At 73.8% G+C, this 25076-nt stretch carries 13 protein-coding genes; 9 read left to right on the forward strand and 4 right to left on the reverse strand.

Annotated features, from left to right (window positions below):
• Positions 1-175: 175 nt before the first annotated feature.
• Positions 176-1384, reverse strand: coding sequence for a L,D-transpeptidase (locus tag AC2TEW_RS11925; RefSeq protein ID WP_484623343.1), 1209 nt, complete (start codon positions 1382-1384; stop codon positions 176-178).
• Between the two features lie 234 nt (positions 1385-1618).
• Between AC2TEW_RS11925 and glgX the strand changes: the two genes are divergently transcribed.
• Genes glgX through AC2TEW_RS11940 form a run of 3 tightly spaced genes read left to right on the forward strand, consistent with a single transcriptional unit; the run spans position 1619 to position 7627 of the window.
• Positions 1619-3910: a glycogen debranching protein GlgX gene (gene glgX / locus AC2TEW_RS11930; RefSeq protein ID WP_484623344.1), complete on the forward strand. Its 2292-nt coding sequence runs from the start codon at positions 1619-1621 to the stop codon at positions 3908-3910.
• A 43-nt stretch (positions 3911-3953) separates the two neighbouring features.
• Positions 3954-5801, forward strand: coding sequence for an ABC transporter ATP-binding protein (locus tag AC2TEW_RS11935; RefSeq protein WP_484623345.1), 1848 nt, complete (start codon positions 3954-3956; stop codon positions 5799-5801).
• Positions 5798-7627 carry an ABC transporter ATP-binding protein gene (locus AC2TEW_RS11940; RefSeq protein WP_484623346.1) on the forward strand — a complete coding sequence of 610 codons (1830 nt, stop codon included), beginning with the start codon at positions 5798-5800 and terminating at the stop codon, positions 7625-7627. Before AC2TEW_RS11935 ends, AC2TEW_RS11940 begins: the two co-directional genes overlap by 4 nt.
• A 478-nt stretch (positions 7628-8105) precedes the next feature.
• On the opposite strand, the gene AC2TEW_RS11945 is transcribed toward AC2TEW_RS11940, so the two are convergent.
• The 3 genes from AC2TEW_RS11945 to glgP all read right to left on the reverse strand — a co-directional run bounded on the left by AC2TEW_RS11945 (position 8106) and on the right by glgP (position 12667).
• Positions 8106-9197 (reverse strand): AAA family ATPase, encoded by a 1092-nt coding sequence (locus AC2TEW_RS11945; RefSeq protein ID WP_484623347.1) that lies wholly within the window; start codon positions 9195-9197, stop codon positions 8106-8108.
• Positions 9194-9865 carry a nicotinamide riboside transporter PnuC gene (gene pnuC / locus AC2TEW_RS11950; protein WP_484623348.1) on the reverse strand — a complete coding sequence of 224 codons (672 nt, stop codon included), beginning with the start codon at positions 9863-9865 and terminating at the stop codon, positions 9194-9196. The genes AC2TEW_RS11945 and pnuC overlap by 4 nt, the downstream gene beginning before the upstream one ends.
• A gap of 75 nt (positions 9866-9940) precedes the next feature.
• Complete coding sequence (glgP, locus tag AC2TEW_RS11955; RefSeq protein WP_484623349.1) at positions 9941-12667, reverse strand: alpha-glucan family phosphorylase; 2727 nt, start codon at positions 12665-12667, stop codon at positions 9941-9943.
• A 1011-nt stretch (positions 12668-13678) separates the two neighbouring features.
• Here glgP and AC2TEW_RS11960 point away from each other — a divergent pair.
• From AC2TEW_RS11960 to AC2TEW_RS11985, 6 genes are all read left to right on the forward strand, one after another.
• On the forward strand, positions 13679-15634 hold the full coding sequence (locus AC2TEW_RS11960; RefSeq protein WP_484623509.1) for an alpha-1,4-glucan--maltose-1-phosphate maltosyltransferase: 1956 nt from the start codon (positions 13679-13681) through the stop codon (positions 15632-15634).
• Positions 15631-17334 (forward strand): maltose alpha-D-glucosyltransferase, encoded by a 1704-nt coding sequence (gene treS, locus AC2TEW_RS11965; protein ID WP_033821721.1) that lies wholly within the window; start codon positions 15631-15633, stop codon positions 17332-17334. Before AC2TEW_RS11960 ends, treS begins: the two co-directional genes overlap by 4 nt.
• Positions 17335-17587: 253 nt before the next feature.
• Positions 17588-19078, forward strand: a complete 1491-nt coding sequence (locus tag AC2TEW_RS11970; protein WP_484623350.1) for a maltokinase N-terminal cap-like domain-containing protein — start codon at positions 17588-17590, stop codon at positions 19076-19078.
• A gap of 36 nt (positions 19079-19114) precedes the next feature.
• A complete protein-coding gene (gene glgB / locus AC2TEW_RS11975) occupies positions 19115-21511 on the forward strand; it encodes a 1,4-alpha-glucan branching protein GlgB (RefSeq protein WP_484623351.1) in 2397 nt (798 codons plus the stop codon).
• 158 nt (positions 21512-21669) lie between these two features.
• Complete coding sequence (gene pta / locus AC2TEW_RS11980) at positions 21670-23802, forward strand: phosphate acetyltransferase (protein ID WP_484623510.1); 2133 nt, start codon at positions 21670-21672, stop codon at positions 23800-23802.
• Positions 23799-25010 carry an acetate kinase gene (locus AC2TEW_RS11985; RefSeq protein WP_484623352.1) on the forward strand — a complete coding sequence of 404 codons (1212 nt, stop codon included), beginning with the start codon at positions 23799-23801 and terminating at the stop codon, positions 25008-25010. Before pta ends, AC2TEW_RS11985 begins: the two co-directional genes overlap by 4 nt.
• Positions 25011-25076: the final 66 nt, after the last annotated feature.

Here is a 25076-nt window from a genome sequence, read left to right on the forward strand (position 1 = left end):
CCCCTCCCGGTAACCCAAAGCGATACACGCGCTGTCGCCCGGGTGAGTTGCACCCCTGGGCCGACTTCTTTCGCGCTGCTCGCCGGACGGGGACCCCGGACCGGCGCGGTGGTCAGGATAACTGGCCCGTCTGAGTGAATCTTCGAGGGGCGGCGGGTGCCCGTTCGGTGAATGGTCACCGGGGGGCGGGCGCGCTCCGTACCGTCCAGCCGGCCCACGGCAGGTTCCACCCGTTCAGGCCGTTGTCGGCGGGCACCCGCTCGCCCGCGGAGCCCCGGACCTCGACCACGTCGCCGGTGATGGTGTGGTCGAAGAACCAGCCGGCCGGGGAGTCCGGGGAGCCGCCCTTGACGTCCGCGAGGCCGATGCAGCCGTGGCTGGTGTTGGCGGTGCCGAAGACCGTCCGCGGGGACCAGTAGTTGCCGTGGACGAAGGTCCCCGAACCGGTCAGCCGCATGGCGTGCGGCACGTCCTTGATGTCGTACTCGTCCCCCAGCCCGACCGTCTGCGAGTCCATCCGGGTCACCGGGAACCGCTCCGAGACCACCATCGTGCCCAGGTAGGTGGGGTGCTCCGGCCCGCCCGCGCTGACCTTGAGGGTGCGCACCACCCGGCCGCCCTGGCGGACCGTCATCGTCCGGGTGTCCAGGTCCACGGTGCTGACCTGGGAGCGGCCGACGGTGAACCGGACCGTCCTGGACTGGGTGCCGACGTAGCCCGGCGCCCCCTGCACGTCCTTGAGCCGCAGGGTCAGCGTCACCCGGGTGCCGGGCGCCCAGTACCGCTCCGGGCGGAAGTCCAGCCGCCGGCCGCCGAACCAGTGGCCGGCCACCGGCACCGGCGGGTCCGCCGTCACCGCCACCGCCCGCTCCACCGCCGCGCGGTCGGTGATCGCCCGGCTGAAGCGCAGCGAGACCGGCATGCCGACACCGACCGTGGTCCCGTCCTCCGGCGTGTAGAAGGCCACGAAGGTGCGGTCCGGGGTCCTGGTCTCGAACGCGGCGTGCTGCGCCTCGGTGAGCCCCTCGTCGTCCTCGGCCAGCGCGTCCAGGGTGTACGCGGTGGCCGCCGCGAGCCGCCCGTCCGGGGTCCAGCTCCGGCCGCCGGCACCGAGCCGGCCCGGCACCTCGGCGCCCTTCTCGTCGGCGAGCCGCACGCTCACCAGCCGGCCCCGGGCGACCGTCACCGTGACCGGCCCGTCGAGCGGCACCTCCTGGGCGCCGTCGGCCGGGGTGACGGCCAGCCCGGCGTGCGGCACCGCCCGCGGCGGCTCCGGCGGCGCCGCGTCGGCGCTGCCCGGCCCGGCGCCCGAGCACCCCGCCAGCAGCAGACCCGCCCCGAGCGCCGCCGCCCGCCGCGCCCAGCCCCGTACTCCCGGGTGCATCCCGGCCCTCCCTGATCAGCCGCCCGGGGCCGCGACCGGCCCGGTAGCGGGCATAACGACCGCATCGGGGCGGGGACACGTGGGCACGATCTCCCCCGACGGCCGTCGCGGCGGCCGACCGCGGGACAGAATCATCACATTCCGTCACGAGAGGCACCGGGACGTGACTGCGGCATCCGATCAGGGAACAAGACGGAGGCGGGGAAGGGACCCCCGCGCTGGGAGGGTGCGGCGATGACGGCGTGGCAGGAGCTGGACACGGGGACGAGCCCGGGCGCACCGCGCCCGGCGGCCGACCGGCCGAACGGCACGGCGCCCCACCCGGCCCCGCCCGACCCCTGGCCGGGCAGCTGGCAGCCGCTCGGCGCGCGCTTCCGCACCGACCTGCAGGGCGGCCGGGGCACCAACTTCGCACTCTGGGCGCCGGCCGCCGAGGCCGTCGAGCTCTGCCTCTTCGACGAGCGGGGCCGGGAGAGCCGTCACCAGCTCACCGAGCAGACCTTCCAGACCTGGCACGGGTACCTGCCCGGGGTGATGCCCGGCACCCGCTACGGCTACCGGGTGCACGGCCGCTGGGACCCGTGGACCGGCGCCCGGTGGAACCCGGCCAAGCTGCTGCTCGACCCGTACGCCCGCGCCGTCGACGGCCACTACACCGCGCACGACGCCACCTGCACCGCGGTGCGCAACTGGCCCGAGCGCGAGGTCGCCGACACCGTCCGCGACAACCGCGACTCGGCGCCCTACGTGCCCCGCGGCGTGGTGGTGCACGACGACGACGACTGGTACGACGACCAGCGGCCGAAGACCCCGTGGGCCGAGACCGTCCTGTACGAGCTGCACGTGCGCGGCTTCACCATGCGCCACCCGGAGATCCCGCCGGAGCTCCGCGGCACCTACGCCGGCCTGGCGCACCCGGCGGCGATCGAGCACCTGACCCGGCTCGGGGTCACCGCGGTGGAGCTGCTGCCGGTCCACCACCACGTCAGCGAGGACCACCTCCAGCACCGCGGGCTGGTCAACTACTGGGGCTACAACACCCTCGGCTACTTCGCCCCGCACGCCGGGTACTCCGCCTCCGGCAGCCGCGGCCAGCAGGTCGGCGAGTTCAAGCGGATGGTGCGCGCCCTGCACGCGGCCGGCATCGAGGTGATCCTCGACGTGGTCTACAACCACACCGCAGAGAGCGGCATCATGGGCCCGGCCCTGTCGCTGCGCGGCATCGACAACGGCGGCTACTACCGCCTCGACCGCAGCCGCCGCGGCTACGCCGACTACACCGGCTGCGGCAACACCCTGGACACCCGCCAGCCGCACACCGTCCGGCTGATCACCGACTCGCTGCGCTACTGGGTGACCGAGATGGGGGTCGACGGCTTCCGCTTCGACCTGGCCTCCGCACTGACCCGCGGCAGCGACGGGGTGGAGATGCACCACCCGTTCCTCGGCGCCGTCTCGCAGGACCCGCTGCTCAGCCGGGTCAAGCTGATCGCCGAGCCGTGGGACGTCGGGGCCGGCGGCTACCAGGTCGGCGGCTTCCCGCCGCTGTGGGCGGAGTGGAACGACAAGTACCGCGACACCGTCCGGGACTTCTGGCGCGGCGCCCGCCCGGACGTCCGCGAGCTCGGCTACCGGCTCTCCGGCTCCTCCGACCTGTACCAGCGCGGCGGCCGCCGCCCGTACGCCTCGGTCAACTTCGTCACCGCGCACGACGGCTTCACCCTGCGCGACCTGGTCTCCTACAACCAGAAGCACAACGAGGCCAACGGCGAGGGCAACCGGGACGGCACCGACGACAACCGGTCCTGGAACTGCGGCGCCGAGGGCGAGAGCACCGACCCCGAGGTGCTGGCGCTGCGCCACCGCCAGCTGCGCAACCTGCTCACCACCCTGCTGCTGTCCACCGGCGTCCCGATGCTCACCGCCGGCGACGAACTCGGCCGCACCCAGGGCGGCAACAACAACGCCTACTGCCAGGACGACGCGACCAGCTGGCTGGACTGGTCCCTGCTGGAACAGCCCGAGTGGCGTTCGCTGGCCGAGCTGACCGGGCGGCTGATCGGCCTGCGCCGGCGGCACCCGGTCCTGCGGCAGCGGGCGTTCTTCTCCGGCCGGGCCGCGGTCGCCGGCGGCCAGCGCGACCTGGCCTGGTTCGCCCACAGCGGCCGGGAGATGACCGAGGCCGACTGGTTCACCCCGACCGCGGTCCTCGGCATGCTGCTCTCCGGCACCGCGATGTCCGAACGCGACGAGCACGGCCGCCCGCTGCGCGACGACAGCTTCCTGCTGCTGCTCAACGCCGGCCCGCAGGCGGTCTCCTTCACCCTGCCGGGCGAACCCTGGGCGTCCGCCTACCGCACCGAGGTCGACACCTCCCGCGACACCGCCGACGAGGGCCCGCACCCCGCCCTGACCGCCGTCACCGTGGCCGGGCGCTCCTGCCGCCTGCTGCGGGCCGTCGACCCGGCGGACCCCGCGGCCGGCGCCGGGTCCGACCATGGCCGGATCCCACCGACAGGGGCGTAAAACCGGATGAGAAATGTCAGGGTCACGGCCTACCCTCTCCGCGATGGCCGAGAACGAGCAGTGCGCGCAGACCACCGGCAACCCTGACGAGGCGTCGGTCCGCAGACCCGACCCCGCCGCCGGGCCGGCGCACCGGTCCACCGTGCGGTCCCTGCTGCGCCTGTGGCCGTACGCCCGCCCGGCCCGCTGGCGGCTGGCCGGGGCGGTCCTGGCCGCGCTGATCGCCTCGGTCAGCGTGCTCGGGGTGCCGATCGTGCTGCGCCGGATCGTCGACGGCCCGATCGCCCACCGCGACCTGGCCGGCCTGTGGCCGCTGGCCGGCGTCCTGCTGCTGCTCGGCCTGGTCGAGGCCGGGCTGTTCGGCGTCCGCCGGGTGATCGTGGCCCGCCCGCTGGCCAAGGTCGAGACCGCCATGCGCGGCGACCTCTACGCCAAGCTGCAGCGGCTGCCGGTCTCCTTCCACGACCGGTGGTCCTCCGGCCAGCTGCTCTCCCGGGCCACCTCCGACATGTTCACCATGCGGCTGTTCCTGGCCTTCCCACTGGTCTTCCTGATCGTCAACACCATGGTCTTCCTGACCGGGACCGCCCTGATGTTCGCGCTCAGCTGGCAGCTGGCCCTGATCACCCTGGTGCCGGCCGTCCCGCTGATGGTGCTGACCCGCTACTTCGAGAGCCGCTACGCCGCCTCCGCCAGGCAGGCCCAGGACCAGAACGGCGACCTCGCCACCGTGGTCGAGGAGTCCATCCTGGGCATCCGCATCCTCAAGGCCTTCGGCCGCCACCGCACCATGGCCGAGGAGTTCGCCGGGCACAGCGAGCGGCTGCGCACCACCGAACTGCGCAAGGCCGACCTGCTCGCCAACCTCTGGGCGGTCATCGTCGGCCTGCCCGAGCTGGCGCTCGGCTGCGCGCTGGCCGTCGGCGCGGTCCAGGTCGCCCACGACGACCTCTCGGCCGGCACCCTGGTCGCCTTCCTGTCCACCGCGCTGGCGCTGCGCTGGCCGGTGGAGTCGCTCGGCTGGCTGCTCGCGTACGCCAACGAGTGCGCCACCGCGACCGACCGCTACTTCGAGGTGATGGACGAACCCGACCCGGTGGAACGCCCCACCGGCCGCCCGGCCGGCGACGGCCTGGGCATCCGCTTCACCGGGGTCCGCTTCCGCTACCCGGACGCCCCGGCCGGCACCCCCGACCTGCTGGCCGGCGTCGACCTGCACGTCCGGCCCGGCGAGACGCTCGCCCTGGTCGGCGCCACCGGCAGCGGCAAGACCACCCTCACCGCCCTGCTCCCCCGGCTGTACGAGGCCACCGGCGGCTCGATCACCCTGGACGGCCGCGACGTCCGGGACATCCCGCGGACGGAGCTGCGCCGGCTGGTGTCGGTCGCCTTCGAGGAGCCGACCCTGTTCTCCGCCTCGGTCCGCGACAACGTCCTGATGGGCGCGGAGCAGGCCGGCCCCGACCGGCTCGCCACCGCACTCGCCACCGCCCAGGCCGACTTCGTCGACCGGCTCCCGGCCGGGCCCGACACCCAGGTCGGCGAGCAGGGGCTGAGCCTGTCCGGCGGCCAGCGCCAGCGGCTGGCGCTGGCCCGGGCGGTGGTCGGCGACCCGGCGTTCCTGGTCCTCGACGACCCGCTGTCCGCCCTCGACGTGCACACCGAGGCCCTGGTCGAACGGGCGCTGCGCGAGGTGCTGTCCGGCACCACCGCCCTGGTGGTGGCGCACCGCCCGAGCACCGTCCTGCTCGCCGACCGGGTCGCCCTCCTCGCCGACGGCCGGATCGCCGCCGTCGGCACCCACCACGACCTGCTGAAGACCTCCCCGGCCTACCGGGAACTGATGTCCGGCGAGAGCGCCCAGGAACTCGAAGGGAGTGCCCTGCGATGACCACCACCCTGGAGCCCGCCGAGGAGCTGGAGGAGCTCCCGCCGCCCGCCGCCGACGAGGAGGACATCCCCGTCCCGCCCGGCGCCGCGCGCGCCCTGCTCGGGCAGCTGCTGGGCCCGCACCGCCGCCGGATCGTGCTCGCCATGCTGGTGATCGTGGTCCAGCAGGCCGCCCTGCAGGCCGGCCCGCTGCTGGTGGCGTTCGCGATGGACCGGGGCATCCCGGCGCTGCGCGACCACGACAGCGGCCCGCTGATCGCGGTGATCTCCGCCTACCTGGGCTGCGCGGTGCTCTCCACCTACCTGCAGCGGCTGTTCATCCGCTACAGCGCCCGGATCAACCAGGACGTCCTGCTCGACCTGCGCGGCCGGATCTTCCGGCACGCCCAGCGGCTCAGCCTGGACTTCCACGAGCGCTACACCTCCGGCCGGATCATCTCCCGCGCCACCAGCGACGTGGACGCGCTGCGCGAGCTGCTCAACGAGGGCCTGCAGGAGCTGCTGTCGGTCGCGCTCTCGGTCAGCCTGATCTCGCTGGTGCTGATGGTGATGGACTGGCGCCTGGGCCTCGCCGCGCTGGCGTCCTTCCTGCCGATGTACCTGATCATCCGCTCGTTCCGGCGGCGGTCGCTGCGGGTCTACCGGCGGTCCAGGACGGCGGTCGCCGCGGTGATCGTCAAGTTCACCGAGACCATGAACGGGATCCGCCCGGTGCAGGCGTTCCGCCGCGAGCAGGCCAACGAGGACGCCTTCGGCACCGTCAACCGGCAGTCCGCCGCCGCCACCGCCGACGGCCTGCTGGAGATGGCCCGCTACGTCGGCTTCTCCCGGGCCGTCGCCAACACCTGGATCACCGGCGTGGTCCTGCTCGGCGCCTACCTGGTCACCGACGGCAGCCTGGAGCTCGGCGTGCTCACCGCCTTCGTGCTCTACCTGCGGCGGCTCTACGACCCGATCGACCAGCTGGCGATGTTCCTGAACAGCTACCAGTCGGCCGCCGCCGCCCTGGAGAAGATGGCCGGCCTGCTCGCCCACGAGCCGTCCGTCCCGGAGCCCGCGGCCCCGGTGGCGCTGCCGGCGCCGACCGCCGCGGGCCGCGAGGTCGCCTTCCGGCAGGTGCGGTTCGCCTACCGGACCGGGAAGCAGGTGCTGCCCGTCCTCGACCTGGTGCTGCCCGCCGGGCAGACCACCGCCGTGGTCGGCGCCACCGGCGCGGGCAAGTCCACCCTGGCCAAACTGCTGGCCCGGTTCTACGACCCCACCGACGGCCTGGTCACCCTGGACGGCGTCGACCTACGCGAGCTGTCCACGGCGGACCTGCGGCGCAACGTGGTGATGGTGACCCAGGAGTCCTTCCTGTTCTCCGGCACGGTGGCCGAGAACATCGCGATCGGCCGGCCGGACGCCACCCGCGCCGACGTCGAGGCCGCGGCCCGGGCGATCGGGGCGCACGAGTTCATCGCCGCGCTGCCGGACGGGTACGACACCGACGTCCGCAAGCGCGGCGGCCGGATCTCGGCCGGGCAGCGGCAGCTGGTCGCGTTCGCGCGGGCGCTGCTCGCCGATCCGGCCGTGCTGATCCTCGACGAGGCGACCAGTTCGCTGGACGTGCCGGGGGAGCAGGCCGTGCAGCGTGCCATGCAGACCGTGCTGGCCGGCCGCACCGCCGTGATCATCGCCCACCGGCTCTCCACCGTGGAGATCGCCGACCGCGTCCTGGTGATGGACCAGGGCCGCGTCGTGGAGGACGGCTCCCCCACCGCCCTCATCTCCGGCGAAGGCCGCTTCGCCGACCTCCACCGCACCTGGAAGGACAGCCTGGTCTAGAGCCCCACGGGCCACCCCGAGGGGCCCGAGGGCGTTTTTTAGCGCCCCTGGGGGTTGTCCCTCGGACCCCGGGTGCAGGTGGGTGCCCTGCCGCCCTCGCTCACCCCGGGCGGCAGGTCTTCAGGGGCGCGAGGAACTGCGCGGGGCGGAAGCCTGCCGAGGGACCGACGGGCTACCTAGGCACATCCGGCCCTCGGACTCCGGGCGCAGGTGAGTGCCCTTCCGGTTTCGCGCAGTTCCCCGCGCCCCTGGGGGTTGTCCCTCGGACCCCGGGTGCAGGTGGGTGCCCTGCCGCCCTCGCTCACCCTGGGCGGCAGGTCTTCAGGGGCGCGAGGAACTGCGCGGGGCGGAAGCCTGCCGAGGGACCGACGGGCTACCTAGGCACATCCGGCCCTCGGACTCCGGGCGCAGGTGGGTGCCCTTCCGGTTTCGCGCAGTTCCCCGCGCCCCTAAAAGGGCGGCCCGTGTCCCTGGTGGGTCAGCCTGGGGTGGCGAGGAGGTGGTCGACTGCGGTCAGGGCGCGGTGGAGGCGTTCCTGGCGGTCGCCGTGCAGTTCCAGCCATGGTGTCCGGCCGGCTGCGAGGACCTCGCGGAAGCGGCCCGTCATCCACGGCCGCAGGTGCTCCCCGTCCCGCAGCCCGTCGTCCTCGAACGGCACCCCCCGGTCCGAGGTCAGCAGGTACAGCGCCCGCGGCGGCATCGCGGCCGCACACCGCCGCACCGCCCCGCTCACCCCGCCCCGGTACCGCTCCTGCCACACGGTGGTGGCGAGCGCGTCGGTGTCGCAGACCAGCACCGGCCCGCCGCCGCGGGCGGCCCGCTCCTCGGCCTCGTTCTGCCGGCGGCCGACCAGTTCGAAGTCGCGGTCGTCCCACTCCACGTCGAAGACGGTCGGCAGCGGCCCGGCCGGGTCGGCGGCGGCCCGGGCGACGGCCACCTTGGCGGCCGTCAGTTCCCGGCCGTACTCGGGCACCCAGCCGGTGAGCGCGTGCGGCCCGCCGCGCCGCCGCAGGGCCCCGGCGAGGTCCCGGGAGAGCGTGGTGGTGCCGGTGGACTCGGCTCCGACCACCACCACCCGCCGGGTGAACCAGGCCCGTACCGGTGGTTCCAGCTCCCACCAGTACGCGGCCGGGTCGGCCCGGACCGCGGTGCCGGAGACCGGGAAGGTGTCCCGCCCCTGGTCGAGCACGACGGCCGCGGCCCCGAACCGCCGGGCCAGTTCGGTCCCGTACGGCTCCGAGCTGAAGACCGCGTCGACCGGTGCGGCGGGCGGCGCGGCGGCGACGCCCTGCCGCATCAGGTCCACCTGGGCGGCCCAGACCTCGGCGCTGTCGTAGTCGACCGGCAGGTTGTCGACCACGCCGGTGACGTGCACCCACGGGTCGCCGGACCAGGCCTCGGTGAGCCAGGCGACCCGGTCGGCCAGAGGTATCGACTCGGTGTCGGCGGCCATCGCCACCACGGTGACCCGTTCGCAGGCGTCGGCGGCGGCGCGGATCAGGAAGTGGTGGCCGGCGTGCGGCGGGTAGAACTTGCCGATCACCAGGCCGTGCCGGAAGCGCCCGCTCATGCCGGCACCGCCGCGGTGTGCGGGCCGGTGGCCAGGCTCCGCCGCCAGGAGCGCAGTCCGGCCCCGCACATGCCGAGGAAGACCAGGTAGACCAGGGCCGTCAGGTCCAGCGACTTGCTGAGGTAGAGCGGGATGTAGACCAGGTCGGCGGCGATCCAGAGGTACCAGGTCTCGATCCGGCGGGTGTTGAGCAGCCACTGCGCGGCCAGTGAGAGAGCGGTGGTCAGGGCGTCCCAGAACGGTGCGCTGTCGCCCGCCCAGGTGAGCAGTCCGGTCAGGCCCCAGGTGGCCGGACCGAGCAGGGTGGCGAGGGCGAGCAGGGTGGGCGCGGTGGCCCGGCGGACCACGACGGGGCCGCCGGCGTCGCCCGGGCCGGGCGCCCGGCCACGCAGCCACTGCCACCAGCCGTGGACGCCGAGGGCGAGGAAGAGCACCTGCAGGGCGGCGTCGGCGTAGAGCCGGGCGCCCGCGAAGAGGACCAGGAAGAAGAGGTTGTTGGCGATGCCGACCGGGAAGTTCCAGATGCTCGCGCGGACGGTGAGCCAGACGCAGGCCGCGCCGGTGGCGAAGCCGAGCAGTTCGGCCCAGGTGACCCCGTCACCGCCGACGTGCCCGAGCACGGTGGTGAGCGGTGCGGTGAGCCCGCTCAGGAAGTCGATGATGGGCACGGCCCCTCCCGGTCATTATGGTCAGAGTGACGATAATGACCGGCGAGGGGCCGCGCAAGGGAATTCAGCCGCGGCTCACCGCAGGATGCCGGCGTCCATCCCGGCCGCCTCCGCGGGGAGGGTGATCAGGCCGAGCTCGGCCGGCGAGGCCAGCAGCGGATGGGCGGGCAGCACCCGGACGGTGTAGCCGAACGGGCCGGTGCGGGAGAGCTCCAGCGAGCCCTCGTAGCGCTGCCGGCCGTCCAGGTCGGGGCCGCCGGCCGGCTTGAGGGCGATGGCGACCGCGTCCGAGATGCCGTCGCTCTCGTCGACCCGGCCGGAGACCACCTGGACCTCGACGTCGGCCGGCTCCAGCGGGCCGAGCGTCACCTGCACCCGCAGCGCCAGCGTGCTGCCGAGCTCCTGCGCCTCGTCGGGGCCGTCGGCCTCGACGTGCTCGACCCGGACCGCGGGCCAGGCCTGCCGGACCCTGGCCTTCCACTCGGCCAGCTCCCGGGCCCCCGCGTACGAGGGACCGCCGCCCTCGGTCGCGGCCAGCTGCCGCCGGGCGGCGGCCGCCGGGGCGTACAGCCGCTCCACGTACTCGCGGACCATCCGGCCCGCCAGCACCTTCGGGCCGAGGGTGACCAGGGTGTGCCGGACCATCGCGATCCAGCGGTGCGGCAGCCCGTCCGCGCCCCGGTCGTAGAACCGGGCCGCGACCTGGTGCTCGATCAGGTCGTACAGCGCGGCGGCCTCGATGTCGTCGCGCTTCTCCGCCTCGGCGCTCTCCGGGTCGAGCCGCCCGAGGCCGGCGCTGTCGGCGGTGGGGATGGCCCAGCCGTTCTGGCCGTCGTACCACTCGTCCCACCAGCCGTCCAGGATGGAGAGGTTGAGGCAGCCGTTGAGGGCGGCCTTCATCCCGGAGGTGCCGCAGGCCTCCAGCGGGCGCAGCGGGTTGTTCAGCCAGACGTCGCAGCCCGGGTAGAGGTTGGTGGCCATCGCCATGTCGTAGTCCGGCAGGAAGACGATCCGGTGGCGGACCGCCGGGTCGTCGGCGAACGCGACCAGCTGCTGGATCAGCCGCTTGCCGCCGTCGTCCGCCGGGTGCGCCTTGCCGGCCACCACGATCTGCACCGGCCTGGTCGGGTGCAGCAGCAGCGAGCGCAGCCGGTCCTGGTCGCGCAGCATCAGGGTGAGCCGCTTGTACGAGGGGACCCGGCGGGCGAAGCCGATGGTGAGCACGTCCGGGTCGAGGGCGCTGGAGACCCAGCCGAGTTCGGCCTCGCCGGCGCCGCGCTGGCGCCAGGAGGTGCGGACCCGGCTGCGGGCCTCCTCGACGAGCTGGGCGCGCAGGGTGCGGCGCAGCTCCCAGATCTCGGCGTTGCCGATCCGCTCCAGGCCGGTCCAGCGGGTCTCCTCGCCGACCGCCATGGCGTCCTCGGCCCGCTCCAGGCCGATCTCGGCGGCGCCGAGCCGGACCACCGCGGGGTCGATCCAGGTGGGCGCGTGGACGCCGTTGGTGACCGAGGTGATCGGCACCTCGGTGGCGTCGAAGCCCGGCCACAGGCCGTTGAACATGGCCCGGCTGACCTCGCCGTGCAGGGTGGAGACGCCGTTGGCTCGCTGGGCCAGCCGCAGGCCCATGGCGGCCATGTTGAACAGCTTCGGGTCGCCGCCGGCCCAGCTCTCGGCGCCGAGCGCGAGCACCTGGTCGACCGGGACGCCGGTCAGCGCGGCGTCGCCGCTGAAGTGGCGGGCGACCTGGTCGCGGTCGAAGCGGTCGATGCCGGCCGGGACCGGGGTGTGGGTGGTGAACAGGGTGCCCGCGCGGACGGCCTCCAGGGCGGCGGCGAAGCCGAGCGGGGCCGGGGCCGGGGCCGGGGCGTCGCCGTCGCCGGGCTTCTCCTCGGCGGTGACCAGTTCGCGGATCCGCTCCAGGCCCAGGAAGCCGGCGTGGCCCTCGTTGGTGTGGAACACCTCGGGGGCGGGGTGGCCGGTGAGCCGGCAGTAGCTGCGCACGGCCCTGACCCCGCCGATGCCCAGCAGTATCTCCTGCATCAGCCGGTGCTCGCTGCCGCCGCCGTAGAGCCGGTCGGTGACGTTGCGTTCGGCCGGGCCGTTGGGCTCGATGTCGGAGTCGAGCAGCAGCAGCGGGACGCGCCCCACCTGGGCCTTCCAGATGTGCGCGGCCAGGCTGCGGCCGGCCGGCAGGGCCAGGTCGACCCGGCTGGGCGTGCCGTCGGGCTCCCGGAGCAGGCTGACGGCCAGCTCGTCGGGGTCGAGCAGCGGGTAGCGCTCCTGCTGCCAGCCGTCCCGGGACAGCGACTGGCGGAAGTAGCCGTGCCGGTAGAACAGGCCGACGCCGATGATCGGCACGCCCAGGTCACTGGCGGCCTTGAGGTGGTCGCCGGCCAGGATGCCGAGCCCGCCGGAGTACTGCGGCAGCGCGGCCGCGATGCCGTACTCGGGCGAGAAGTAGGCGATGGCGGCGGGCAGCGGGCCGGAGCCGTCGCCGGGCGGGAGGGCGGACTGGTACCAGCGCGGGCCGGTGAGGTAGTCGCGGAGGTCGTCCGCGAGATCGCCGAGCCGGCGCAGGAACCGCCGGTCGGCGGCGAGCGCGGACAGCCGGGCCGCCGGCACCTCGCCCAGCAGCCGGACCGGGTCCTCGCCGACGGCGGCCCAGACCTCTGGGTCGACCGAGCGGAAGAGCTCCCTGGTCTCGGGGTGCCAGGACCAGCGCAGGTTGAGCGCCAGTTCGTGCAGCGGCTGGAGTTGCTCGGGCAGGACGGTGCGGACGGTGAATCTGCGGATTGCCTTCACGGCCTGAAGCGTAGACCCCGGAGTGCGCCTGAAGATGCGTCAACTACCGTATTGCGCACCCGTTCGGACCATTGGTGAGATCGCGTCGGGCGCACTCCGGCAGACGGGGGGCGCAGGGGGCGCACGGCCGGCGGAGGGCGCGCCCTGGGCGCGTAAACACTGGGGAACAGCTGCATGTCGACTGTCTGATTTGCCCCCGTTCATCGTCCGAAACCGCGCGCATACCGGCCCCGAGGACTTGCCGGTGGTGCGAGGATGCACAAAGGTCGTTGGTGCCGCGGGGAGTGCGAGCCGGTTGGCGCACCCCGCTGCTCCAGTGCCGGGAGCACCTCGTTGACGAACCTTCATCCTTCCTGTCGTCCTTAGCCCATTCGGCCCTCTCCTGCGGCCTGAGTGCGTGTCCTCGCCCCTGCTCCGCTCGTTTCCGGTTGGGTTGGGTCACCTCGGGGCGTGCCCCGAGTGGCGCGCGCCGGGACGCGCGCGGCCGCTCGGGGCGTGGGCCGCGGTCGCGGGCCGGCCGGCAGGTTGCCGGGCGCGTCGGTGCGGGCAGCCTTCCGGTCGCACGTCCTTCCTCAGCCAGCAGTTCCTCCGGCACTCCCCGGCCTCGGGCCCGCGGGAGCCGCCGCCGATCTCGGGCAGGAGTTTGGCATGCACGGCGACACGCGGGACCAGTCCACCTCGCCGTCGGGCTCACCCGACACACCGTCGACCACGGAGCCGCCGTTGCCGGCCCCGCGGGCCGGCGGCCCCGGCGGCGGCCCCGGCGGCGGCCCGGACGCCGCCGACGGCGTCCCCGCCCGCAAGGCGGCCCCGCGGCGCACCTCGGCCGCCACCGCCGCCGCCCCGCGCACCGCCACCGCGCGGACCACCACCGCGCGGACCACCACCACGACGCGGGCCGGCTCCGCGGGCGCGGCCGGCGGCGGCGCCGCGGGCGCCGCGCGCCGGCCGGCCCCCGCGAAGAGCGCCGCCCGCAAGTCCCCCGCCCGCAAGACGACAGAGAGCGACACCGTGATCGGCCGCATCCCCGTCCTGGACGTCAGCCCCCTAGTGGACGCCGGGCGCCGCCCGGCCAAGGCCGTGGTCGGGGAGGCCTTCACGGTCACCGCCACCGTCTTCCGGGAAGGGCACGACGCGGTCAGCGCCAACGTGGTGCTGCGCGACCCGCGCGGCCGCAGCGGCCCCTGGACCCCGATGCGCGAACTCGCCGAGGGCACCGACCGCTGGGGCGCCCGGATCACCCCGACCGCCCCCGGCCGCTGGTCGTACCTGGTGGAGGCGTGGAGCGACCCGGTCGCCACCTGGCGCCGGCACGCCGCGGTGAAGCTGCCCGCCGGGATCGACACCGCGCTGGTCCTGGAGGAGGGCGCGCTGCTGCTGGAGCGGGCCGCCGCCGGGGTGCCGAAGAAGGACGGCCGGGCCCATGTGCTGGCCGCCGTGGACGCGCTGCGCGACACCGGACTGCCCACCCTCAGCCGCTACGCCGCCGCGCTCGCCCCCGAGGTGACGGCGCTGCTCGCCCGGTACCCGCTGCGCGAGCTGGTCAGCGCCTCCCGGCCGCTGCCGCTGCAGGTGGACCGGCAGCGCGCGCTGTTCGGCGGCTGGTACGAGTTCTTCCCGCGCTCCGAGGGAGCCGTGGTGGACGCCTCGGGTGCCACCCCGCCGGTGTCGGGGACGCTGCGGACCGCCGCCGAGCGGCTGCCCGCGGTGGCCGCGATGGGATTCGACGTGGTCTACCTGCCGCCGATTCACCCGATCGGCCGAGCCTTCCGCAAGGGCCCGGACAACACCCTGACGGCCGGCCGGTGGGACGTCGGCTCGCCGTGGGCGATCGGCTCCCCGGAGGGCGGCCACGACGCGGTCCACCCGGACCTCGGCACCATCGAGGACTTCGACCACTTCGTCGCCGAGGCCACCGCGCTGGACCTGGAGGTGGCGCTCGACTTCGCGCTGCAGTGCTCCCCGGACCACCCGTGGGTGAACAAGCACCCGGAGTGGTTCACCCACCGCGCCGACGGCACCATCGCGTACGCCGAGAACCCGCCCAAGAAGTACCAGGACATCTATCCGGTCAACTTCGACCAGGACTTCGACGGGATCGTCAAGGAGACCCTGCGGGTCCTGAGGTTCTGGATGGCACACGGGGTGCGGATCTTCCGGGTCGACAACCCGCACACCAAGCCGGTCAGCTTCTGGGAGAAGGTGCTCGCCGACATCGCCCGCACCGACCCCGACGTGGTCTTCCTCGCCGAGGCCTTCACCCGGCCGGCGATGATGCACACCCTCGGCAAGGTCGGCTTCCACCAGTCCTACACCTACTTCACCTGGCGCAACACCAAGCAGGAGCTCACCGAGTACCTCACCGAGCTCAGCGGTGACGCGGCCGCCTACATGCGGCCGAACTTCTTCGCCAACACCCCCGACATCCTGCCCGAGTACCTCCAGCACGGCGGCCGCGCCGCCTTCGCCGTCCGGGCCGTGCTGGCCGCCACCCTGGCCCCGAGCTACGGCGTCTACGCCGGGTACGAGCACTTCGAGAACGAGCCGGCCCATCCGGGCTCGGAGGAGTACCTGCACTCCGAGAAGTACGAGCTGCGCCCGCGCGACTGGACCCGCCAGGACACCCTCGCCCCGCTGCTGACCGCGCTGAACCGGCTGCGCCGCCGGCACCCCGCCCTCCAGCAGCTGCGCAACCTGCGCTTCCACCCGACCGACAACGACCAGGTCATCGCCTACTCCAAGTCGGCGACCACCGAGGACGGCATCGAGGACCACGTGATCACGGTGGTCAACCTGGACCCGAGGCAGGCCCAGGAGGCGACCGTCACCCTCGACGGCGACCACCCGATCACCGTGCACGACGAGCTCACCGGTGCCACCTACACCTGGGCCCGGCACAACTACGTCCGGCTCGACCCGTCCGACGGGCCGGCCCACCTCCTCACCGTTCGGAGGCATCCTCAGTGACAGTCAACGAGCCCGTCCCCGACACCTTCGCCGAGACGCCGAGCAAGGACCGGGACCCCGACTGGTTCAAACGCGCGGTCTTCTACGAGGTCCTGGTGCGTTCCTTCCAGGACAGCAACGGCGACGGGGTCGGTGACCTCAAGGGGCTCACCGAGAAGCTGGACTACCTGCAGTGGCTGGGCGTGGACTGCCTCTGGCTGCCGCCGTTCTTCGCCTCCCCGCTGCGCGACGGCGGCTACGACGTGGCGGACTACAAGTCGGTGCTGCCCGAGTTCGGGGACCTGGCCGACTTCGTCGAGTTCGTGGACGCCGCCCACCTGCGCGGGATGCGGGTGATCATCGACTTCGTGGTCAACCACACCAGCGACCAGCACCCCTGGTTCCAGGCCTCGCGCAACGACCCCGACGGCCCGTACGGCGACTTCTACATGTGGGCCGACGACGACAAGCAGTTCCCGGACGCCCGGATCATCTTCGTCGACACCGAGACCTCCAACTGGACCTACGACCCGGTCCGCAAGCAGTACTTCTGGCACCGGTTCTTCTCCCACCAGCCGGACCTGAACTACGACAACCCGCGGGTCGAGGAGGAGGTGATCGCGGCCCTGCGGTTCTGGCTGGACCTGGGGATCGACGGCTTCCGGCTGGACGCGGTGCCGTACCTGTACGCCCGGGAGGGCACCAACTGCGAGAACCTCCCGGAGACCCACGAGTTCCTGCGCCGGCTGCGCAAGGAGATCGACGCGGACTACCCGGACACGGTGCTGCTGGCCGAGGCCAACCAGTGGCCGGAGGACGTGGTCGACTACTTCGGCGACTTCGCCTCCGGCGGCGACGAGTGCCACATGGCCTTCCACTTCCCGGTGATGCCGCGGATCTTCATGGCCGTGCGCCGGGAGTCCCGCTACCCGGTCTCCGAGATCCTCGCCAAGACCCCGGACATCCCGTCCGGCTGCCAGTGGGGCATCTTCCTGCGCAACCACGACGAGCTGACCCTGGAGATGGTCACCGACGAGGAGCGCGACTACATGTACGCGGAGTACGCGAAGGACCCGCGGATGCGGGCCAACGTGGGCATCCGCCGGCGGCTCGCGCCGCTGCTGGAGAACGACCGCAACCAGATCGAGCTCTTCACCGCCCTGCTGCTCTCGCTGCCCGGCTCCCCGGTGCTCTACTACGGCGACGAGATCGGCATGGGCGACAACATCTGGCTCGGCGACCGGGACGGTGTCCGGACCCCGATGCAGTGGACGCCGGACCGCAACGCGGGTTTCTCCTCGGCCGACCCGGGCAGGCTCAGTCTGCCGCCCATCATGGACCCGGTGTACGGCTATCAGGTGACCAACGTCGAAGCGCAGCAAAGCAGTTCGAGCTCACTGCTGCACTGGACGCGTCGCATGATCGAGATCCGCAAGCTCAATCCTGCGTTCGGCCTCGGCAGCTACACCGAGCTGCCCTCCAGCAACCCCGCAGTGCTGGCCTTCGTGCGCGAGTACGAGGGAGACCTGGTCATGTGCGTGAACAACTTCTCGCGTTTCGCACAGCCGACCGAACTGGACCTGCGGCGGTACGGCGGGCGGTACCCGGTCGAGCTGATCGGCGGCGTGCGCTTCCCGTCCATCGGCGAGTGGCCGTACCTGCTCACCCTGGCCGGGCACGGCTTCTACTGGTTCCAGCTGCGCAAGCCCGGCGCCAAGTAGTTCCCGGCGCCGAAGTAACGATCCACCAGGCCCCACAGCACCGAACCCTCCGGGGGCGCGAGAGCAGCACCCCGCGCCCCCGGAGGCCTCTGCACCACCGCGTACGGAGAACAGCCCAACGGCCACCCACACTATGGCGTGACACCCGAGCCCCGCTCGCGTGCCGTCGCCGCCGCGCCGCCGAAATCCGGAAGACTGACGGACCCGGCCAGGACCCGTCGGGCAGTCCGCCCGCTTCCGGGGAAAGGGAGTCATGTCCGAAACCTCCCGTTCTCAAGCCCAAGTGCACCGCGACACGCCCGACGGCGCCCCCGGGGCCGTCAGCACGCGCGGATCCGGGGCCCGGAGAACTGCTGCGGGGGTCAGCGAGCTGGTCCACGCTGCGCTGCCGCTGATCGCCGCCTGGCTCCCCACCCAGCGCTGGTACGCCGGCAAGGGCCGGGCCATCACCGGGCTCACCCCGGTGGTCGGCACGCCCCTGCAGGTCGGCGACCCCGCCCTGCTGCACCTGCTGCTGCGGGTCGAGCAGGGCACCGGGCCGGCCGCCCAGGGCGACATCTACCAGCTCCTGCTCGGAATCCGCTCGAACGAGCCGGGCGGCATCCCGCCCGGCGCCGTCCTCGGCCGGCTGGAGGGCACCACCTACGACGGCGCCATGCTGTACGACGCGGTGCACGACCCGGAGCTGACGGGGCGGCTGCTGGAGCACCTGGCCACCGGCGACCGGTTCGGCCCGCTGTCCTTCCGCCGCACCCCGGGGCCCGGGCTGCCCGGCAACCTGCCCGGCCGGGCCTCCACCGCCGAGCAGTCCAACAGCTCGGTGATCTACGGCACCGCGTTCATCCTCAAGCTGTTCCGCCGGATCAGCCCGGGCACCAACCCGGACCTCGAACTCTCACTGGCCCTCTCGCGGGCCGGCTCCACCCGGATCCCCCGGGTCGCCGCGTGGTTCGAGAGCCGGCTGGAGCGATCGGAACCGGCCACTCTCGGCCTGCTCCAGCGCTACCTGCCGGACGCCGAGGACGGCTGGGAGCTCGCCCTCGACCAGGTCGCCCGGCTCAAGGGCGACCCCTCCCCCGGCAACTTCGCCATCGAGGCGCACCGGCTCGGCCGGGCCACCGCCGAGGTGCACCGGGTGCTGGCCAGGTCGATGCCGGTCGACCGGCTCGACCGGGAGCGGATCGCCCGGCTGGCCGGCGCGATGGCCGACCGGCTGGACAGCGCGGTCGCCGCCGTCCCCGGGCTGCTGCGCTACCGCTCGGCGCTGCGCGGCGCCTTCCAGCAGCTCACCGCCGACCACCTGGACGGCCTGCAGGTCCAGCGGATCCACGGCGACCTGCACCTCGGCCAGGCGATGCGCACCCCGCACGGCTGGGTGCTGCTGGACTTCGAGGGCGAGCCCGCCAAGCCGCTGGCCGAACGGAGGCTGCCGCAGCCCGCGCTGCGCGACGTCGCGGCGATGCTCCGCTCCTTCGACTACGCCGCCGCCCACCTGCTGGCCGGCTCCCCCGGCACCGACCCGCAGCTCGCCCACCTGGCCGCCGCCTGGGCGGCCCGCAACCGGGCCGCGTACTGCGCCGGCTACACCGCGGGCGGCGGCGCCGACCCCGCGGCCGCGCCGGAGCTGATGCGCGCCCTGGAGATCGACAAGGCGGTCTACGAGGTGGTGTACGAGGCCCGCCACCGGCCCAGCTGGCTGCCGATCCCGCTGGCCGCCATCAACCGCCTGGCCCTCACCGTCTGACCCCCCGCACAACCACCGCCGCAGGAGGACCCCGTCGTGACACCGCTCGGCCCGAAGCCGGACCGCACCAACCCCGCCGTGCCCGCCACCTTCCTGCCCGAGCGGGGCACCCCAGCCCGGGCGGGCCGGTCGCGGGCGGCCGGGGCGCCCCGGCGGGCCGAGCCGTCCGACGGCCCGGACACCCCTGACCGGCCCGGGGCCGGCACGCCGCACGTGCCGCAGCCGCGGCCGGACGCGGTGCTGCGGCTGCCGGAGGCGCCGCTGCCGCCGGCCGAGGTCGACCGGCTGGTCTCCGGCGGCCACCACGACCCGCACGCCCTGCTCGGCGCCCACCCCACCCAGGGCGGCACCGCGATCCGGGTGCTGCGGCCGTTCGCGGAGCGGGTGCTGATCGACACCGAGCACGGCCCGGCCGAGCTGACGCACCAGCGGTCCGGCCTGTTCACCGGCCTGCTGGCGGGCGAGGAGTTCCCCCAGTACCGGCTGCGGGTCGGCTACCCGGGCGGCGAACTGCTGGAACAGGAGGACGGCTACCGGACCGCGCCGACCCTGGGCGAACTGGACCTGCACCTGATCGCCGAGGGCCGGCACGAGCAGCTGTGGCGGGCGCTCGGCTCGCACGTGCGCGAGGTGGACGGGGTGCGCGGCACGGCGTTCGCGGTGTGGGCGCCGAACGCGGTCGGGGTCCGGCTGATCGGCGACTTCAACCACTGGGACGGCACCGGCCACCCGATGCGCTCGCTCGGCTCCTCCGGGATCTGGGAGCTGTTCGTGCCCGGCCTCGGCGACGGCGCCACCTACAAGTACCAGATCCGCACCCGGCAGGGGTGGGTGCTGGAGAAGGCCGACCCGCTGGCCCGTGCCACCCAGTGCCCGCCCGCCACCGCCTCGGTGGTGCACACCTCCGCGTACGAGTGGGGCGACGGCGAGTGGATGGCCCGGCGGGCGCACACCGTGCACCACCGGGCGCCGATGTCGGTGTACGAGCTGCACCTGGCCTCCTGGCGGCCGGACCTGGCCGGCTACCGCGAGATCGCCGCCGAACTGCCCGGCTACCTGAAGGAACTGGGCTTCACCCACGTCGAGTTCATGCCGGTGATGGAACACCCGTTCGGCGGCTCCTGGGGCTACCAGGTGTCCGGCTTCTACGCGCCGACCGCCCGGCTCGGCACCCCGGACGACTTCCGGTACCTGGTCGACACCCTGCACCGGCACGGCATCGGCGTGATCGTCGACTGGGTGCCCGCGCACTTCCCCAAGGACGACTTCGCGCTGGCGCGCTTCGACGGCGAGCCGCTGTACGAGCCCGCCGACCCGCTGCGCGCCGAGCACCCGGACTGGGGCACGCTGGAGTTCGACTACGGCCGCACCGAGGTCCGCAACTTCCTGGTCGCCAACGCCACGTACTGGTGCGAGGAGTTCCACATCGACGGCCTGCGGGTGGACGCCGTCGCCTCGATGCTCTACCTCGACTACTCGCGCGAGGGCGGCGAGTGGACCCCGAACCGGTACGGCGGGCGGGAGAACCTCGACGCGGCCGCGTTCCTTCAGGAGATGAACGCCACCGTCTACCGGCGCTGCCCCGGCGTGATCACCATCGCCGAGGAGTCCACCGCCTGGGACGGCGTCACCCGCCCGACCGACAGCGGGGGACTCGGCTTCGGGCTGAAGTGGAACATGGGCTGGATGCACGACTCGCTGGTCTACATGTCCAAGGAGCCGGTGCACCGCAAGTACCACCACAACGAGATCACCTTCTCGATGGTGTACGCCTACTCGGAGAACTACATCCTGCCGATCTCGCACGACGAGGTGGTGCACGGCAAGCAGTCCCTGGTCACCAAGATGCCCGGCGACTGGTGGCAGCAGCGGGCCAACCAGCGCGCCTACCTCGGCTTCATGTGGGCCCACCCGGGCAAGCAACTGCTGTTCATGGGGCAGGAGTTCTCGCAGGGGGCGGAGTGGGACCACGAGCACGGACCGCAGTGGTGGGTGCTCGCCGACGACTGGCCGGCCGCCGCCGAGCACCGCGGCACCCAGCAGCTGGTCGGCGAGCTCAACCGGGTCTACCTGGCCAGCCCGGCACTGTGGGAGCAGGACACCACCCCCGACGGCTTCCGCTGGCTGGACGGCGGCGCGGCCGAGGACAACCTGCTCTCCTTCGTGCGGTACGCCGCCGACGGCACCCCGCTGGTGGCGATCTGCAACTTCTCCCCGGTGGTCCGGCACGGCCACCGGATCGGCCTGCCGAAGCTGGCCGGCAAGGACCAGCTGTGGGAGGAGGCGCTGAACACCGACGCGGTCCGGTTCGGCGGCAGCGGCGTCTCCAACTCCCGCCCGGTGAAGGCCGAACCGACCCCGTGGAACGGCCAGCCCGGCAGCGCCGAGCTGATCGTCCCGCCACTGGCCACCCTCTGGCTGCGCCCGGCCTGAGCCGCCGCTGACGCACCGCCGCGCCGTACCCCGAGGGCCGGGCCCGCCACGGCCCGGCCCTCGGCGCCCCGTCCACCGGATGCGATCAGGTGTGCGGACGGCGAATGTAGGGTCGGACCGGACGGTGGCCGAGCACGGCGAGGATGGGAGACACCCGCGTGGCGCGCAGCGTGTACGTGACCGGGATCGACCGGGGGGACGGCCGGCAGGCGGTCGAGCTCGGGGTCATGGAGCTGCTGACCCGGCAGGTCGACCGGGTCGGGGTGTTCCGGCCGCTGGTGCACGCGCACGGTCCGGGCGGGGCCGGCGGGGACCACATGGTGGAGCTGCTGCGGGCCAGGTACCGGCTGCAGCTGCCGCCCGCGGGGCTGTACGGCCTGACCTACGAGGAGGCCGCCGCCCTGCAGGCCGCGCAGGGCCAGGACGAGCTGGTCTCGGCGCTGGTGGAGCGCTTCCACGCGGTGGAGCGCGAGTGCCAGGCGATGCTGGTGCTCGGCACCGACTTCGCGGGCACCAACATCCCGGACGAGCTGGCCTTCAACGCCCGGCTGGCGAACGAGTTCGGTGCCTGGGTGCTGCCGGTGGTGGGCGGCCAGGGCGAGGACCCGCAGGCCGTGGTCGCGGAGGTGCGCAACGCCCACCGGGCCTACACCGACCTCGGCTGCTCGACCGTGGCGATGATCGCCAACCGGGTCGCGCCGGGCGCCCGGGAGCAGGTCCGCGAGGTCCTGGCGCAGAAGCTGCCGGTCCCCGCGTACGTCATCCCGGAGGAGCCCGCGCTGTCGGCGCCGACCGTGGCCCAGCTGGTCGGCGCGACCGGCGCGGAGCTGCTGCTGGGGGACGCCGCGGGCCTGGCCCGGGACGTGCGCTCGTTCGTGTTCGGCGGTGCGATGCTGCCCGCCTTCCTGACCGCGCTGACCGAGGGGGCGCTGGTGGTCACCCCGGGTGACCGCGCCGACCTGCTGATCGGCTCGCTGGCCGCGCACGCCGCCGGGGCGCCGCCGATCGCGGGGGTGCTGCTGACCCTCGGCCTGCAGCCCGGCCCCGAGGTGATGGCGCTGGCGGCCCGGCTGGCGCCGGGGACCCCGGTGGCGGCGGTCCCCGAGGGCAGCTGGCTGACCGCCGCGGCGCTGACCCACCTGGAGGGCCGGATCGGGCCGGACAGCCCGCGGAAGGCCGAGATCGCCCTCGGGCTGTTCGAACTCCACGTCGACGTCGCCGAGTTGACCCGGCGGATCGAGCTGGTCAGGTCCGAGCGGGTGACCCCGATGATGTTCGAGCACGAGCTGCTGGAGCGGGCCCGCGGCTCCCGCAGGCACATCGTGCTGCCGGAGGGCACCGACGACCGGGTGCTGCGCGCGGCCGAGGTGCTGCTGCGCCGCAACATCTGCGACCTCACCCTGCTCGGCGAGCCGGACGCCGTGCACCGCCGGGCCGCCGCGCTCGGCATCGAGCTGCCCGCCCCGGTCGAAGGGGCCGACCGCGCCCAGGTGCGAGTGGTCGACCCGGCCACCAGCCCGCTGCGCCGCCGCTTCGCCGAGCTGTACGCGCAGCTGCGGGCGCACAAGGGCATGACGGTCGAGGCCGCGCTGGACGTGGTCGCCGACGTCTCGTACTTCGGGACGCTGATGGTGCAGGAGGGGATCGCCGACGGGATGGTCTCCGGCGCGGCGCACTCCACCGCGGCGACCATCCGCCCGGCCTTCGAGGTGATCAAGACCTCGCCGGGGGTGGCGACGGTCTCCTCGGTGTTCTTCATGTGCCTGGCCGACCGGGTGCTGGTGTACGGCGACTGCGCGGTCAACCCGGACCCGGACGCCGCGCAGCTGGCCGACATCGCGATCCGCTCCGCCGAGACCGCGGCCCGGTTCGGCGTCGAGCCGCGGGTGGCGCTGCTGTCGTACTCGACCGGCACCTCGGGGTCGGGCGCGGACGTGGACAAGGTCCGCCGGGCCACCGAGCTGGTCCGCGAGCTGCGGCCGGAGCTGCTGGTGGAGGGCCCGATCCAGTACGACGCGGCGGTGGACGCCCGGGTGGCGGCCGCCAAGCTGCCGGGCTCGGCGGTGGCGGGCCGGGCCACCGTGCTGGTCTTCCCGGACCTGAACACCGGCAACAACACGTACAAGGCGGTCCAGCGGTCGGCCGGCGCGGTCGCGGTCGGGCCGGTGCTGCAGGGCCTGCGCAAGCCCGTCAACGACCTGTCCAGGGGAGCTCTGGTGGAGGACATCGTCAACACCGTCGCGATCACGGCCATCCAGGCCCAGGGCGCGGACCTGGATGCGGCGCGATGAGCGCGGGCACCCGGGTCCTGGTGCTGAACGCCGGGTCCTCCTCGGTCAAGTACCAGCTGATCGACATGCTGGACGGCAGCCGCCCCGCCGCCGGGCTGGCCGAGCGGATCGGCGAGCCGGACGGCCGGCTGGTGCACACCCCGGACGGCAAGGAGCGGCGCGAGCGGCGGCAGGTCTTCCCGGACCACGCGGCGGCGCTGCGGGCGGTCGCCGAGGAGCTGGACGCGGACGGGCTCGGGCTGGACTCGCCGGAGCTGGTGGCGGTCGGGCACCGGGTGGTGCACGGCGGGCGCCGGTTCACCGAGCCGACGCTGATCACCGACGAGGTGCTGGCGGAGATCCGGCGGCTGGTGCCGCTCGCCCCGCTGCACAACCCGGCCAACATCAGCGGCATCGAGGTGGCCCGCGCGCTGCGTCCGGACCTCCCGCAGGTGGCGGTGTTCGACACCGCCTTCCACGCGACCGTGCCGGAGTACGCGGCCCGCTACGCGATCGACCGGGCGGTCGCCGACGAGTACCGGGTCCGCCGCTACGGCTTCCACGGGACCTCGCACCGGTACGTCTCGCAGGCGACCGCGCGGCTGCTCGGCCGGGACCCGGCCGAGCTGAACGTGATCGTGCTGCACCTGGGCAACGGCGCGTCGGCCTCGGCGGTGGCCGGCGGGGTGTGCGTGGAGACCTCGATGGGGCTCACCCCGCTGGAGGGCCTGGTGATGGGCACCCGTTCGGGCGACATCGACGCGGGCGTGGTGTTCCACCTGCACCGGGTCGGCGGGCTGACGGTCGATGAGATCGACGCCCTGCTGAACCGCCGCAGCGGCCTGCTCGGCCTGTGCGGGGACAATGACATGCGCGAGGTGCTGCGCCGCTCGCAGGAGGGCGACGCGGCGGCGGCGCTGGCCTTCGACGCCTACGTCCACCGGCTGCGCAAGTACCTGGGGGCCTACTGCGCCGTGCTCGGCCGGGTCGACGCGGTCGCCTTCACCGCGGGGGTGGGCGAGAACGCCGCGCCCGTGCGGGCCGCGGCCTGCGCCGGGCTGGACGTGCTGGGGATCGCGGTCGACCCGGAGCTGAACGCGGTCCGCTCCGGGGAGCCCCGGATCATCTCCGCCGCGCACTCCCGGGTGGCGGTGGCGGTGGTCCCGACCGACGAGGAGCTGGAGATCGCACAGCAGGCCTTCACGCTGGTGCAGACTGCTGTCCGGTGAGCCGACCGGCGAGTTTCTGACTACCGGTCAGTATCCCATCCCTCGGGATGGTTCGTTGGCGATCCC

It is taken from the genome of Kitasatospora sp. NEAU-CNBT7 (assembly GCF_057220535.1).

Excerpts from the sequence above, each read along its gene's own strand:
- AC2TEW_RS11935 (WP_484623345.1), top strand. The coding sequence starts at position 3,954 with ATGGCCGAGAACGAGCAGTGCGCGCAGACCACCGGCAACCCTGACGAG.
- AC2TEW_RS11945 (WP_484623347.1), bottom strand. The coding sequence starts at position 9,197 with ATGAGCGGGCGCTTCCGGCACGGCCTGGTGATCGGCAAGTTCTACCCG.
- AC2TEW_RS11970 (WP_484623350.1), top strand. The coding sequence starts at position 17,588 with ATGTCCGAAACCTCCCGTTCTCAAGCCCAAGTGCACCGCGACACGCCC.
- AC2TEW_RS11985 (WP_484623352.1), top strand. The coding sequence starts at position 23,799 with ATGAGCGCGGGCACCCGGGTCCTGGTGCTGAACGCCGGGTCCTCCTCG.
- AC2TEW_RS11925 (WP_484623343.1), bottom strand. The coding sequence starts at position 1,384 with ATGCACCCGGGAGTACGGGGCTGGGCGCGGCGGGCGGCGGCGCTCGGG.
- glgX (WP_484623344.1), top strand. The coding sequence starts at position 1,619 with ATGACGGCGTGGCAGGAGCTGGACACGGGGACGAGCCCGGGCGCACCG.
- AC2TEW_RS11940 (WP_484623346.1), top strand. The coding sequence starts at position 5,798 with ATGACCACCACCCTGGAGCCCGCCGAGGAGCTGGAGGAGCTCCCGCCG.